Origin of the sequence: Spongiactinospora rosea, assembly GCF_003315795.1 — a bacterium.
In the GTDB taxonomy this organism is placed as follows: domain Bacteria; phylum Actinomycetota; class Actinomycetes; order Streptosporangiales; family Streptosporangiaceae; genus Spongiactinospora; species Spongiactinospora rosea.
Window position 1 is genome coordinate 106,139 of sequence record NZ_QMEY01000007.1, and the last position, 14,144, is coordinate 120,282.

Below are 14,144 nucleotides of genomic sequence, written 5' to 3' on the forward strand. Positions count from 1 at the left end.
CACGCCCGCCTCATCTCTCCGCCTGATCACTCCTCGTTGGCCTCGGCGAGTTCGCCCGCGGTGGGGGTGATCGGCTGGGTGCGGGCCTCGATCCGCTGCATCGCCTCGTCCACGGTGGTCGTGAAGGAGATCGCGTCGAACACGTCGGGGCGGGTGAAGCCCTGTTCGTACATGCCGCCGACCAGGGCGCGCAGCGGGTCGTACAGGCCCCAGGGGTCGAGCACGACCAGCGGGCGGTCGTGGATCCCGATCACCCGCGCGGTCCAGATCTCGAACAGCTCCTCCATGGTGCCGATGCCGCCGGGCAGCACCAGGAAGGCGTCGGAGCGCTCGTCCATGACCGCCTTGCGCTCGCGCATGCCGGGGGTGACGACCAGCTCGTCGGACTCCTCGTCGGCGATCTCGATGTCCACCAGGACCTGCGGGATGACCCCGATCGTCCGGCCCCCGGCGGCGCGGTGACCGCGTGCCACCGCGCCCATACAGGAGACCGTGGCCCCTCCGCTGACCAGCGTGTGCCCGCGTTCGGCCAGTCGTACGCCGACGTCGTGGGCGAGATCCACATAGCGCTGGGCTATCTTCTGGCTGGACGCGCAGTACACACAGACGAACACCCGACGACCTTAACGGCCCTCACTCGCCCGCCGCGACGTTGCTCTCCACCGCCTCGCGCTCCTCGCGCAGCCGGGCCAGCCGCCGCTCGTCCGACTCGGCGATGGCCGCCACCGCCTCGTCCACGTCGTCGGTGACCTGCACCAGGTCGAGGTCCTTGGGGGAGATCTTGCCGGTGGACTCCAGCGTGCCGCGGATCCAGTCGATCAGCCCGCCCCAGTAGCGGCTGCCCAGCAGGATCACCGGGAACGAGGTGACCTTGCCGGTCTGGACGAGGGTCAGCGCCTCGAACAGCTCGTCCAGGGTGCCGAAGCCGCCGGGCAGCGTGATGAAGCCGTTGGCGTACTTGACGAACATGGTCTTGCGGACGAAGAAATAGCGGAACTCGATGCCGAGGTCCACATAGTCGTTCATCCGCTGCTCGAAGGGAAGTTCGATGCCGAGGCCCACCGAGATGCCGCCGGCCTCCCTGGCCCCGCGGTTGGCGCCTTCCATGCATCCGGGGCCGCCGCCGGTGATCACGGCGTAACCCGCCTCGGCGAGCGCGCGGCCCAGCTGCACGCTCATCTGGTATTCGGGGGAGTCTTCCGGAGTGCGGGCCGAACCGAAGACGGTCACCGCGGGCGGCAGCTCGGCGAGCTGCCCGAAGCCCTCGACGAACTCCGCCTGGATGCGCATCACCCGCCACGGGTCCATGTGCAGCCATTCCGCCGGGCCCCTCCGGTCGAGGAGCCGCTGGTCGTGGGTGGAGTCGGGGACGAGGGCGCCACGCACGAGCGAGGCCCCGTGCCGGCGTTCCGGACGCTGCTGTCTCATGCGGTCACGCTAGCCGCAACCACTCGCGCGCGCGTCCCCTGCGGGTCGAAAAGAATCTTGAAAAAAGTCCGCGGAAGGGCGGAACCGGAATTCGCCGAGGGCGCGTCTAACAGTCGAGGGTGCTGCTCGGGACCGAAAGTGGCTTTCCCCGTCAAATGGCCGGCGAGGAAAGCCACTTTCATATGTACGGGCAGGTTCCGCCCGCCGCGGCGATCACGCCGCAGGCCGCCTCTCGGGCCCCTTAGTCCGACAACCACGCGAGCATCGCCTGCTCGCACTCCTCGATCTTCGGCAGCGACACCCACTCCTCGCGCTGGTGCGCCAGATTCGGATCGCCCGGCCCGTAGTTGACCGCGGGCACGCCCAGCGTGGAGAACAGCGCGACGTCCGTCCAGCCCAGCTTGGCCCGCGGGGCGCCGCCCACCGCCGAGGCGAACGCCGCCGCCGCCGGATGCGTGAGCCCCGGCCGCGCGCCCGGGGCGCCGTCGGTGAACAGCACGTCGAACCCGGCGAAGACGTCCGTGACGTGCTCCCTGGCCCGCGCGAGGTCCAGGTCGGGGGCGAAGCGGTAGTTGACCGTGACCACGCACTCGTCCGGGATCACGTTGCCCGCCACGCCGCCGCGCACACGGACCGCGTTGAGCCCTTCGTGGTACTCCAGCCCGTCCACCACCGGCCGCCTGGCCTCGTAGGAGTCCAGGGTGGTGAGGATCGGCAGGATGCCGTGGATGGCGTTGACCCCGAACCACGACCGCGCGCTGTGCGCCCGGGTGCCCCGGGCCACCACCTCCGCGCGCAGGGTGCCCTGGCAGCCGCCCTCGATCAGCCCGTCGGTCGGCTCCATGAGCACGGCGAAGTCGGCGGTGAGCCAGTCGGGGTGGGCCAGGCTGAGCCGGCGCAGGCCGTTGCGCTCGGCCTCGATCTCCTCGCAGTCGTAGAAGATGTAGGTGATGTCCCGGTTGGGGCGGGTGAGCAGCGCGGCCATCCGCAGCGCCACCGCCACCGAGCTCTTCATGTCGGAGGTGCCGCAGCCGTACAGGCGGTCGCCGTCTACCTTGCTCGGCAGGTTGTCGGCGACCGGCACGGTGTCGATGTGCCCGGCGATGACGACCCGCTCGGCGCGTCCGAGGTCGGTGCGGGCCACCACGGCGTTGCCGTCGCGCAGCACCGTGAGGTGCGGCAGCGGCAGCAGGGCCTGTTCGATGGCGTCGGCGAGGGCGCGCTCGCCGCCGCTGACCGACTCGATGTCCACGATCCGCGCGGCGAGCCGCCACGCCTCCTGGGTGAGGTCCAAACGCATGTCGGGGCTCCGGCCGCTCAGGCGTTGGCGCCGTGCTCGCGCAGGATCTCGTTGAGCTTGAGCTTGTCGTGCTGCTCGCCCTCGGCCAGGCGCTTGAGCACCAGCATGCAGCGCATGCCGAAGTCGCCGCCGGGGAAGCTCTTGACTCGGGTGCCCTCGACGCAGACGGACCAGGCGGGGGCCTCGCCCTGGGGCAGCTCCTCGCCGGTCTCCACGTCGTACACGCGGGTGGTGGCGGTGAGCACGGTGCCCGCGCCCAGCTTGGCGCCCCTGCGCACCCGCGCGCCGTCCACGACCATGCAGCGCGAGCCGATGAACGCCTCGTCCTCGACGATCACCGGGACGGCGTTGGGCGGCTCAAGGACGCCGCCGATGCCCACGCCGCCGGACAGGTGGACGTTCGCGCCGATCTGGGCGCAGGAACCGACCGTGGCCCACGTGTCGACCATCGTGCCGGCGTCGACGTACGCGCCGATGTTGACGAACGACGGCATCATCACCACGCCGGGCGCCAGGAACGCCCCCCACCGGGCGATCCCGCCGGGCACCACACGGACACCGTCGAAAGTGGTCTTCAGCGGGATGCGGTCATTGTGCTGGAAGTCACCCACCTGCGAGCGCGACATGCCGAGCACCCGGAAACTCAGCAGGATCGCGCGCTTGGCGCGCTCGTCCACCACGACCTCGCCGCTCGCGTCGTCCACGAAGGCGACCCGGGCCTTGCCGGTGTCGAGGAGGTCAACGGCGCCGACGACGATGCCGCGCGCCTCGGCGTCGTCGGGGCTCAGTTCCGCCCTGCGCTCCCACAGCTCGTCTACGGCGGGCGGCAGCGGACTGGAAAAGCTCTGCGTCATGAGAGGGGAGCTTAGTGGGTCGCCTCGCCGACACTGTGAATACGCTCCGACCGTGCGCGACCGCGCACCGTCTGCACCCCGCTCCGTATAGGTTCTTAACGTGCGGAAAGGCTTCTCTCATGGGGTTATCGCGATCGGCGTGATCGTCGTCGTGCTCGCCGTCGCGATCACCGGCGGCGTGCTCTGGATGCTCAACCGCACCGAACCGCTGGTGCTCACCGAGCGATGCCACATCACCACACCGCGTGGCCAGCTCGACCTGGACATCGAGCAGGCGTCGGTGGCCTCCACGATCGCGGCGGTGGCCGCGCGGCGCAGGCTGCCCGAGCGGGCCGTGGTGATCGCGTACGCGACCGGCCTGCAGGAGTCCAAGCTGTACAACCTGCCCTTCGGCGACCGCGACTCCGTCGGCGTCTTCCAGCAGCGCCCCTCGCAGGGCTGGGGCACCGCCGCCCAGCTCCAGGACCCGGTCTACGCCGCGGCGCGGTTCTTCTCGGCGCTGGTCAAGGTGCGCGACTACCGCAAGAAGCCGCTGTACGAGGCGGCCCAGGAGGTGCAGCGCTCGGCCGACGGCACCGCCTACGCCCAGCACGAGGAGGACGCCAAGATCCTCGCCGCCGCCTTCACCGGACGCGTCCCCAAGGCACTGAACTGCTGGTTCCCCAAGCCCACCAAGGGCCCCGAGCCGAAGGCCAAGCCCGACGCCGCGCGCAAGGAACTGGTCAGGGCGCTGGGCACGGCGGCGGCCTCGGCCACGCTCGACGCGCAGGGCACCCGGATCAGCGCGCCCAGCACGCGGCGCGGCTGGCTGATCGCCGCCTGGTCGGTCGCGCACGCCCAGCGGTACGGCCTGCGCAAGATCAGGTACGACCGGCTGGCCTGGTCGGCCGACGACGGCCAGAACGGCTGGCGGGACGACACCAAGGCCCCCGCCCGCCACGTCGAGCTGACCTGAGGGCCCGGCCCGGCCTTGAGGGTCAGGTCCTCTGGCGATCGATCTCGATGGACCCCGGCGGCAGCGGGCTGGCGTAGGAGGCGGTCCACGCCTGCCCCTGGACCCGCTCGAAGGCCAGCAGCCGCCCGTCGTCCGCCCGGTAGCCGGCGAAGTCGAGCAGCCCGCGCTCCGGACGCCCGGTCTCGCCCTCCGAGCGGAAGGCGGCCGTGCCGCGCTCGATCGGGAAGAACTCGACGCCCTCCATGATCAGCATGCTCTTGGCCGGGACCATGCCCTGGGTCGGCACGCTCGTCCACAGCTCGACCTCAAGGTGGCCGGGATCGCCGCCGGGCGTACCGCTCTGTTCCACCACCGAGAGCCACTGGGTGCGGCGGGTGCCGTCGTCGAGCAGGTAGTGCGTCCATTCCTTGCCCTGCGAAGACAGGTACAGCGCACCGTGCACACGGGCCCGCACGCCCTGGTATCCGACGGTGTCGCCAACCCTGATGGTGCGGGGGTCAGGGTAGTCGCTGCCAGCGCGGCCGGTACCGGACACGATCGGCAGCGCGGCCGGCTCCTGGACGGGAGCGGGCTGCGGCTGGGGGGGTGACCCGGCGGAACGCATGGACTTGCCCTTTTTGTCCTGCCGCGTCGTGGCGAGGTACGCGACAAGCAGAAGGGCGAGCATGGCGATGCTCAATCCGAGTACGACCGCAGAGGTCATGCCGCGGGATCTTACTGGAGGCGGCTCACCGCCGCATCGATACGCTCATCCGAGGCGGTGATGGCAACACGGATGTGACGGCTACCGCTAGGTCCGTAGATGTCACCCGGCGCCACCAAAATCCCCTTCGCCGCGAGTTCGCCCACCTGGTCCCAGCAGTCGGCGCCGTTGGACGCCCAGAGGTACAGCCCCGCCTCGGAGTGCTCGATCTCCCAGCCCGCCGCGTTCAGCGCCGGGCGCAGCGCCGCCCGCCGGGCCGCGTACCGCTCGCGCTGCACGGCCACATGGGCGTCGTCGTCCAAGGCCGCGGTCATGGCGGCCTGGATCGGCGCGGGCACGATCATCCCGGCGTGCTTGCGCACCTCCAGCAGCGCCTTGATCAGCGCCGGATCGCCCGCCACGAACGCCGCCCGGTAGCCGGCCAGGTTGGATCGCTTGGACAGCGAGTGGACCGCCAGCAGCCCCTCGTGCGAGCCGCCGCAGACGTCGGGGTGCAGGATGGAGATCGGCGACTCTTCCCAGCCCAGGTCGATGTAGCACTCGTCGGAGGCGACCACCGCGCCGCGCTCACGCGCCCACGAGACGACCTTGCGCAGGTGCTCGGCGGGCAGCACCCGGCCGGTGGGGTTGGACGGGGAGTTGACCCAGACCAGCGGCACCGGCTCGGGTCCGAGCGCGAGCAGGCCGTCCGTGGCGTACGGCTCGGCCCCCGCCAGCCTGGCCCCGACGTCGTAGGTCGGATAGGCCAGCTCAGGGAAGATCACGCGCTGCCCGGGGCGCACCCCGAGCAGGGTGGGCAGCCAGGCGACCAGTTCCTTGGAACCGATCGCCGGCAGCACGGCTGCGGGATCGGCGGCGACGCCGTGGTTGCGCCGCAGCCAGTTCGCCGCCGCCTCGCGGAGCCGGGCGGTCCCATAGGTCAGCGGATAGCCCGGACTGTCAGAGGCGGCGGCGAGCGCCTGCCGTACCGACTCGGGAACCGGATCGACGGGCGTGCCCACCGAGAGGTCCGCGATCCCGCCGGGGTGCGCCGAAGCGCGCTCTTTGTACGGTGCGAGACGATCCCACGGGAAGTCCGGCAGCGCCTTCACAGCGTGTTCCCCCAAAGCTCTCTACCGCAGGTGGTCAGTCCTCGGCCTGCGGCGGAAGGGCGGCCACGATGGGGTGGTCCTTATCGATCTTGCCGACCTTCGACGCGCCACCCGGAGAGCCCAGGTCGTCGAAGAACTCCACATTGGCCTTGTAGTAGTCCTTCCACTGCTCGGGCGTGTCGTCTTCATAGAAGATCGCTTCTACCGGGCATACGGGTTCACACGCGCCGCAGTCCACGCACTCATCCGGGTGGATGTAGAGCATGCGCTGCCCCTCGTAGATGCAATCGACGGGGCACTCCTCGATGCACGCCTTGTCCAGGACATCCACGCAAGGCTGCGCGATGACGTAGGTCACCTCGGGCTCCTTCTTCGTTCCGCACCTGGGCGCGGGTCTTCGACCGCGGGTTGCTACGCCCTAGTATTGCCGTGCCCGGTGATTCTCTGAAACGGAGGGGGGCAAAGTCGGTGACGACCAGGATGGGCGGCCGGCTCGTGGTCGCGATCAGCCCCGCCGACGTGGGACGACGCGTGACCGTACGGCGACGCGTGCCCGGCGGCTTCCGCGACGTGGTGGGCGAGCTGATCTCCTGGCACGGCGGGGTCCTGGCCGTGCGCAGGCGGGACGGCGAGCTGGTCGAGATCGCCGAGGACACCCTGGCGGCGGCCAAGGTGGTGCCTCCGCCTCCGGAGCGCCGCGGTCGTTGAGCCCGGGGTTCGCCCGGGGGCTCCTTGGCAGGACTTCGCAAGAACACCGCCGCGCCTCCTCGACCCTGGCGATTGTAGCGGTAAGTATTCATGTCGTGACCCTACGTACCACTGCCGTGCTCGTTTCCGCAACGACCGTCGTGACGCTCGCCGGCTGCGGCGGCGAGAGCGCGCCCCAGGCGGGCGGCAAGCCGCTGCCTCCGGTGAACGCGCAGGCCGCCTCGCTGCGCGAGGGGTTCACCACGATGGACCGCCTGGTCGAGACCGCGAAGAAGGAAGGCTCGCTGACCGTCATCGGGCTGCCGCACGACTGGGTCAACTACGGCGGCATCATCGACGCGTTCAGCGGCAAGTACGGCATCAAGGTCACCGAACTTGAGCCGCGGGCGGCCAGCAGGCGCGAGATCGAGGCCGCCGCGCAGGCGTCCAGGGAAGGCAAGAGCGCGGCGGTGCCCGACGTGTTCGACCTCGGTCTCGACGTGGCGGTGGCCAACGCCGGGCGGTTCGCCCGCTACCGGGTGCAGACCTGGCAGGACATCCCGGACGAGCTGAAGGACCACGAGGGCGCGTGGTACGCGGGGTACGGCGGCTACATGTCGATCGGGTACGACCCGCGCAAGGTCCCGGCGCCCGCGTCGTTCGCCGACCTGCTCAAGCCCGGCTACGCGGTGACCCTGCCCGGCAGCCCGCTCTCCACCGCCGCCGCCTTCAACGGCGTGATGGCCGCCTCGGTGTCCTCGGGCACGGCCAAGGCCGAACGCGGCGTGCGCTACTTCGCCCGCCTCAAGGAGGCGGGCAACCTGGTGACCGGCGTCCGCCCGCCCAAACCGGCCAACACGGCGGTCGACTGGGACCACCAGAACACCGCCCGCGCGGCCCGCGACGGCGCGGGCTGGAAGGTCGTCATCCCCCGCGACGCCGCCCTCGCCTCCTACTACGTCCAGGCGATCAACAAGAACGCCCCCCACCCGGCGGCCGCCCGGCTCTGGCAGGAGTTCCTGTTCTCCGACGAGGGCCAGAACCTCTTCCTGACCGGCTTCGCCCGCCCGGCCCGCCTTGAGGCCCTGCGCATGCGCGGCACCATCAACGAAGAGGCCGCCGCCAAACTCCCCCCTGCCCCAGCCGGCCGCCCGGTCCAACTCACCATCCCCGAAACCGACGCCGCCAAGACCTACCTCCGCCAAACCTGGCCCAAGCAAATCGGCTGACCCTCTGGTACACCGGCTCGGCCCCAGGCCGAGAAAGCGACACACGGCCGAACCGGCGACAAGTACACGGGGTCGGGCCAGGGGTTCAGCACCAAACCCGCGGCGAGCACCAAGGCCACACGGGACCGAGACCCGACAGGTACACCGATCAAGCCAGAGGCGACCCGGGATCAAACCAGCCAGCCACTCGGCACAGAACCCATGATCAACGCGGTACCAAACCCGTAGCAGGCCGAGAACCGGCACACCAACCGGACCGAAGATTCGACACACCGACCGGACTGGAGATCGGTACACCAACGAGGCCGGAGACGGGCTCGACACCGAACCCGTGGACGGCCCGGTACCCGCCACCGGTGATCAAGGCAGAGGCAGCCACGCGGCCAAACCAGCCAGCCAGCCAGCCACTCGGCACAACACCCATGATCAACGCAGCATCAAACCCGCGGTCGACGCGATAACCGCAGCAGGCCGAGACCCAGCACACCAACCGGACTAGAGAGCGGTACCAAACCCGCGACCAGCACGAAAGCCACACCGGAACGAGAACCGACGCACCAACCCGACCAGGGCTCGGTACACCGATCAAGCCAGATGCGGCCCCGCGGCCAAACCAGCCAGCCTCTCGGTACAGAACCCCATGATCAGCGCAATACCAAACCCGCAGCCACCACAAGGGCCACAGCAGGCCGAAAACCGACCCACCTACCGGACCGGGATCGGTACACCGATCAGGCCGGAGACGGGTTCGACACCGAACCAGCAGACGGCCTGATACCGGCACCCGGTGTGATCAAGGCAGTACCAAACCAGCAGCCGCCACGATTTCCGCCGGACCGGGGTCCAACACACCTATCGAGCCGAGGACTCAGTACACCGGTCGGACTGGAGATCTATACCCCGATCAGGCCGGAGATGAGCTTGGCACCGAACCAGCGGACGGCCCGCGCCAGGCCCGTGATCAGCGCGGTACCAAGCCGACGGCCATCACGAAAGCCACAGCAGGCCGAGAAGCGACACATGGCCGAACCAGCGACAAGTACAGCGGATCGGGGCTGGGGGCTCGGTGCCGAAACTCGCGGCCAGCGCGAAAGGCGGTGTCCCGCCGAGTGATGTAAAGCCGAGTGATGTAAATGGGAACACCCGAATCGGACTTCACACAGGCCAGCCACTCCCGGCGTGGGAGAGTCCACCACTCCACAGGGTGCGATCCAGCGAGCAGGAAACACACGCTTCCGCACCCGGGCACCAGGGTGGACGGCGGTAGGTGGCGGGGCTTTGCTGTCGCCTGATGGTCTCCCGCTAGGTGGTGTAAATGAGAACACTCAATCGGACGTGATGGCGTCCCGCCGAGTGGTGTAAATGGGGGCGTTCAATCGACATCACGCAGATCAGCCACGCCAGGCGCGGGAAAGTTCCACCACTCCGCGGGAGGTGATCTGTCGCCTGCTGAGACCAGGTGATACGGCACACGACGCGCACCGGCGTCGGGCGCAGCCCGACACACGAAAAGCGCCCGAGCGCCAGCGAGGACCACGCCTTCGGGCACACGGGAGCGTGCGCCCGGCGAAGAAGGATGACGGCCCGCCGAGCGGTGTCAATGAGAGCGTCCAAATCGGACATCGCGCAGGTCAGCCACGCCAGGCTGCAGGTAGGTTCCACCACTCCGCGGGAGGTGATCTGTCGCCTGCTGAACTAGGTGATACGGCACACGACGAGCCCCGGCGTCGGGCAGGGCCCGACACACGAAAGCGTCCGAGCGCCAGCGAGGACCACGCCTTCGGGCACCCACCCGAGCGCCAGCGAAGACCATGCCTTCGGGCGCGCGGGAGCGTGCGCTCGGTGAAGAGGGATGACGGCCCGCCGAGCGGTGTGCGAGCTCCTAACGCAATGAGGCCAAGCGCCGCCGGCAGATGAGCGCGCAGGCCAGACTGAGAAACGCCTCGTGGATGTCGGCGCGGATCTCCCAGCGGATGCGCAGACAGCGGAAGGCGTGCGGCAAGGCGAAGGTCTGCTCCACGACGTAGCGGTGATCGCCCTACAGCGAGAGATCAAACCACAACAGAGATCATTCTGTTAGGAGCTCTAAATGAGAGCGTTCAAATCGGACATCGCGCAGGTCGGCCACGCCAGGCTGCAGGTAAGTTCCATCACTCGGGGGGATGTGATCTGTCGCCTGCTGAGACCAGGTGATACGGCACACGACGCGCCCCGGCGTCGGGCGTAGCCCGACACACGAAAAGCGTCCGAGCGTTAGCGAGGGCCATGCCTTTGGGCACCACCCGAGCGTGCGTCCGTTGAAGAGGCGGGATGGCGTCCCACCTAGTGGTCGTTCCGGTCGGCCACCCTGGGCCGCGGGGAGGTCCCGCCACTCCGCAGGACGCGATCAGCGGGCCGCCAGCGCCGCCAGCACCCGCCTGCGACGGCACGGCACCGGCCCGACCCGCTGCGGCAAGGCTCCGACGCGTGTCGCCCTCCGCCCCGGGGCCCGCTCCCCGCCACACACTGTCCCAACCATGGGTGAAATGTCTGGTTTGGGACTGGAGTGGCCACAGAGACTGTTGCGGCTTTTGCGATGAATACGATCTATCGGGGCGAAGGCTCTAGAGTGTCCCTGCCGTAATGTCCCCAGGATGTCTCGGAATGTGAGCTGATTGTCTTGCGGTACGACACGCCGAGCCTGACGCGGTGGCCCGCACCCGGCGGGTCCGGTGCGTCTGACAGCTCCTTCGGCTATGTCTCGGCGCAGGGTGCGCCGTTGGTCGAGTTGCTCGACCCGCGGCCCGGTGAGCGGGTGCTCGATCTCGGGTGCGGCACCGGGGCGCTCACGTCGGAGATCCACTCGCGGGGGGCCGAGGTCCTGGGCATCGACGGGTCGGCCGCGATGATCGAGAAGGCGCTCGCGCACTACCCCGGCCTGGACTTCATCATCGGCGACGGTCACGACTTCTCCGTGGCCGAGCCGTACGACGCCGTGTTCTCCAACGCCGCGCTGCACTGGATGAGCAAGGACCCTTCGGCAGTGATCGCCAACGTCCGTGACGCGTTGCGCCCCGGTGGTCGGTTTGTCGCGGAACTCGGCGGCGCGGGCAACTGCGCGGCTATGATCGCGGCGATGTCCACAGCCTGGCGCGAGTACGGCCTGCGCGAGCCGGAGTTGCCGTGGTTCTTCCCCACACCCGCCGAGTATGCGACCCGTCTGGAGCAGGGCGGCTTCGCCGTCCGGCTGCTGGAGTACTTCGATCGCCCGACACCGCTCGACGAGTGCCCGGACGGTGCGGCCGACTGGGTGCGGGTGTTCGGCGCGCCGCTGCTGGAGGGACTTCCTCCGGACCTGGTGGACCCGCTGCTCCGGCGGGTGAACGAGCTGGCCGCACCGGCTTTGCGCCGGGAGACGGGATGGATGGCGGACTATGTCAGGCTCAGGTTCGCCGCCGTTCGACGCTGAATCGCCCCCGAAGCACAGGGGTGGTTTGCCAAAATATGTCTCTTCCTTGGTCTCGTAAGTCACACGCGGCACTCCACGCGGGAGGACCGCCCGCGAGGTCCTTGGGGGCTGGTGTCGGTGCGAAAGCCGGAGAGGGAACGGGATGAGATTCTGCCTGAGTGACCTCGTGCCTCCATTGCGATGGAGTGACGCGGCCACCATTCCGCGCCTGCGCCGACAACCCGGCCTGCCGGACGCGTGGTGGCGGAGCCTGCCGATGACGCGTGTCCTGGCGGTGATGCCGCCCGAGGCGCTGGGCGAACTGCTCGCGGAGATCGCGCTGGACCAGTGGCCCGCGGCGTCCGTGGGGGACGTACTGCCCGCGCTGTACGTACTCGACCCGGACGAGGCCGACGACCCGTACACGGCGATCGCCATGGACCGCGCCGGCTCCTGGGCGGGGCTGCTCGCGCTCAGTGCCCGCGAGCTGATCGACCAGCCGTTCGTGCAGGCCCGCCCGGTACTGACCACGCTGTTCACCGCCGCCTTCCTGCGCCTGACCCCCGAAGGCGCCGCCGAGCCCGCCGACGAACCCGAGCCGCAACAGGAGGAGACTCAGGAGCAGGACCAGGGCCAGGGCCAGGAGGAACGCGAGCCCGAGCTGGAACAGCGGGTCAACGGCCAGGCTCTGTGGCGTCCCAAGGTCCCGGCCGCCGTGCCGTCGGCTCCGTCCGCGCCGGCAGAACCACCCCCGCCTCCCCCGGCCCCGCCGATGCCGCCGCAGGACCTCGCCCCGCCCGGCCTCGCGCCGCTGGCCGCCCTCGGCATCACCAACCTGCCGCCGCTGCCCCCCGGCCCGCCGCCCGGCGCCTCCTCCGGCCGCTCGATGTTCGAGCCGCTGATCCCCCAGGAGCCCCCGGAGCCCGAAGAGCCGGAGGAGGTCGATCTCTACGCGCTGATCGAGTCGGCCTTCTCCGGCCTGGACGACAAGACCTGGGCGGTGGCCCAGAACCGGGTGTTCACCGACTCGCCGGGCGCGGTGGACGAGCTGGCCAAGCTGTTCGCGGTCTCGACGCCCGAGATCGAGGAGGTCGAGGCCGACCTCCGGGTGCGGCTGAAGAAGTGGCTGGTGAGCGATGACGCCCGGCCGTACCGTACGCACCTCGCCGACGTGCAGCAGGCGCTGGGCAAGGCCGCGCCGAAGTCCCGGCTGGTCGAGGCCGCGGAATGGCACGGCAAGGAGATCCGCGCGCTGGAGGTGCCGGGCTGGCAGTTCGTGCTGGCCTCGCTGCCCGGCCATCGGCTGATGGACGGGTGGATCGTGGACGGCGACCTGGACGAACTCCACGAGCGCACCCGCCACCTGATCATCAACGCGGACCGCCCGCCGACGCTGGAGCAGGCGATCGAGCTGGTCGTGGGCCTCGGCATCCACGCGGAGGTGGCCAGGGACTGGCTGGCGAACGTCCCCCGGCTGCGCATCCTGAACCAGCCGCCCGCACCGGCACCGCCGCCCGCGTACGCGGAACCAGCGCCCGTACACGCGGACCCGGCACCCCTGGACCCCGCGTACCCGAACCCCGCGCCCGCCCCCCTGGAAGCCGCGTTCCCTGAGCCCGCGTTCGCTGAGCCCGCGTTCCCTGAGCCCGCGTTCCCTGAGCCCGCGCCCATGCCGCCCGCCCCCGAGCCGGAACTGCCGCCCCCCTTCCCGGCCCCGGAGCCCGCCGCCGCCGAGCTGACCCCGCCCGGCGGGTTCCCCGTGCCGTTCCCGCCCCCGGACGGCCCCCCCGTCCCCCTCCCTCCCCCGGACCCGGCCGCCGCGGTGCCCCTCCCCCCGCCCCCGCCCCCAGCGGAAACCCCCGAACCGCCATCGGAATCGGAACTCCAGCAGGAGCCCGAGCAGCCCCAGGAGCAGCCGCCCGGCCAGGAACCCGCGTCCAAGGGTTTTCGCCCGTTCAAGGACGTGAGCTTCACCCGCCGCTGCTTCCGCCAGCCCGACGGCCGCTGGTGGCTGCGGATCGACCTCACCGGGGAGCACCTGAACGGCGCCGAGTGCCCGCTGCCGAGCGGATTCGCCGCTTATCTAGGACTGTCCCCCGGCCAGAGCCGTACTGTTAGCAGCACCGCGGGTGACCTCACGATGACCTGGCAGAGCAGGCCGGTGGTGGAGTCGCTGCTGCGGCTGCTCGAAGAAGTCGAGGCCAAGGAGGGCGGCCATCTGTTCCTGACCCTGTCCGAGGAGGGCATGCTGCGGGCCAGACACCTGGAGGCCGCGGGCCCGGACGTGGAGCCGATCACCCAGGCGCTGCGCCTGGTCGGCTACACCGCGCCGGACAACACCGCGGACCAGGCGTCCCGGGTGATCGCCACGCGGATCGGCATGGCCGGTTCGGTGGGCCACCCCGACCTGCTGGTACGGCTGCGCGAGCGTGGTGACCGCGATCTGCTGTCACTACTCTCCTAGCCGGAG

Annotated in this window: 12 protein-coding genes and 1 pseudogene; 5 read left to right on the forward strand and 8 right to left on the reverse strand. The window is 70.1% G+C overall.

The window, feature by feature from the left end:
• Positions 1–26: 26 nt before the first annotated feature.
• The 4 genes from DP939_RS18575 to DP939_RS18590 all read right to left on the reverse strand — a co-directional run bounded on the left by DP939_RS18575 (position 27) and on the right by DP939_RS18590 (position 3,582).
• Positions 27–614, reverse strand: a complete 588-nt coding sequence (locus tag DP939_RS18575) for an LOG family protein (protein WP_113981985.1) — start codon at positions 612–614, stop codon at positions 27–29.
• A gap of 19 nt (positions 615–633) precedes the next feature.
• A complete protein-coding gene (locus tag DP939_RS18580) occupies positions 634–1,428 on the reverse strand; it encodes an LOG family protein (RefSeq protein WP_113981986.1) in 795 nt (264 codons plus the stop codon).
• A 241-nt stretch (positions 1,429–1,669) separates the two neighbouring features.
• Positions 1,670–2,728 carry a succinyl-diaminopimelate desuccinylase gene (gene dapE, locus DP939_RS18585; protein WP_113981987.1) on the reverse strand — a complete coding sequence of 353 codons (1,059 nt, stop codon included), beginning with the start codon at positions 2,726–2,728 and terminating at the stop codon, positions 1,670–1,672.
• A 17-nt stretch (positions 2,729–2,745) separates the two neighbouring features.
• A complete protein-coding gene (locus tag DP939_RS18590) occupies positions 2,746–3,582 on the reverse strand; it encodes a 2,3,4,5-tetrahydropyridine-2,6-dicarboxylate N-succinyltransferase (protein ID WP_113981988.1) in 837 nt (278 codons plus the stop codon).
• Between the two features lie 139 nt (positions 3,583–3,721).
• Here DP939_RS18590 and DP939_RS18595 point away from each other — a divergent pair, with 139 nt between their 5' ends.
• Positions 3,722–4,537, forward strand: a complete 816-nt coding sequence (locus tag DP939_RS18595; protein ID WP_225878343.1) for a hypothetical protein — start codon at positions 3,722–3,724, stop codon at positions 4,535–4,537.
• A 22-nt stretch (positions 4,538–4,559) separates the two neighbouring features.
• Here the strand turns inward: DP939_RS18595 and DP939_RS18600 are convergent, their stop codons facing one another.
• From DP939_RS18600 to fdxA, 3 genes are read right to left on the reverse strand one after another with little or no spacing between them, the layout of a single operon-like run.
• A complete protein-coding gene (locus DP939_RS18600; protein WP_113981990.1) occupies positions 4,560–5,240 on the reverse strand; it encodes a DUF4178 domain-containing protein in 681 nt (226 codons plus the stop codon).
• 11 nt (positions 5,241–5,251) lie between these two features.
• The gene (gene dapC / locus DP939_RS18605; RefSeq protein WP_113981991.1) at positions 5,252–6,331 is read right to left on the reverse strand and encodes a succinyldiaminopimelate transaminase; all 1,080 of its coding nucleotides are present in this window, start codon (positions 6,329–6,331) and stop codon (positions 5,252–5,254) included.
• A gap of 34 nt (positions 6,332–6,365) precedes the next feature.
• Positions 6,366–6,689 carry a ferredoxin gene (gene fdxA, locus DP939_RS18610; protein WP_113981992.1) on the reverse strand — a complete coding sequence of 108 codons (324 nt, stop codon included), beginning with the start codon at positions 6,687–6,689 and terminating at the stop codon, positions 6,366–6,368.
• 110 nt (positions 6,690–6,799) lie between these two features.
• Here fdxA and DP939_RS18615 point away from each other — a divergent pair, with 110 nt between their 5' ends.
• Positions 6,800–7,039 carry a putative acetyltransferase gene (locus DP939_RS18615; protein ID WP_404828599.1) on the forward strand — a complete coding sequence of 80 codons (240 nt, stop codon included), beginning with the start codon at positions 6,800–6,802 and terminating at the stop codon, positions 7,037–7,039.
• A 95-nt stretch (positions 7,040–7,134) separates the two neighbouring features.
• On the forward strand, positions 7,135–8,247 hold the full coding sequence (locus DP939_RS18620; protein WP_225878344.1) for an ABC transporter substrate-binding protein: 1,113 nt from the start codon (positions 7,135–7,137) through the stop codon (positions 8,245–8,247).
• 1,882 nt (positions 8,248–10,129) lie between these two features.
• Here DP939_RS18620 and DP939_RS18625 read toward each other — a convergent pair.
• A pseudogene (locus DP939_RS18625) lies at positions 10,130–10,285 on the reverse strand (IS5/IS1182 family transposase); the annotation flags it as partial.
• A 621-nt stretch (positions 10,286–10,906) separates the two neighbouring features.
• Here DP939_RS18625 and DP939_RS18630 point away from each other — a divergent pair.
• Positions 10,907–11,695 (forward strand): class I SAM-dependent methyltransferase, encoded by a 789-nt coding sequence (locus DP939_RS18630; RefSeq protein WP_113981994.1) that lies wholly within the window; start codon positions 10,907–10,909, stop codon positions 11,693–11,695.
• A gap of 256 nt (positions 11,696–11,951) precedes the next feature.
• Positions 11,952–14,138, forward strand: a complete 2,187-nt coding sequence (locus DP939_RS18635; protein WP_113981995.1) for a hypothetical protein — start codon at positions 11,952–11,954, stop codon at positions 14,136–14,138.
• Positions 14,139–14,144 lie beyond the last annotated feature (6 nt).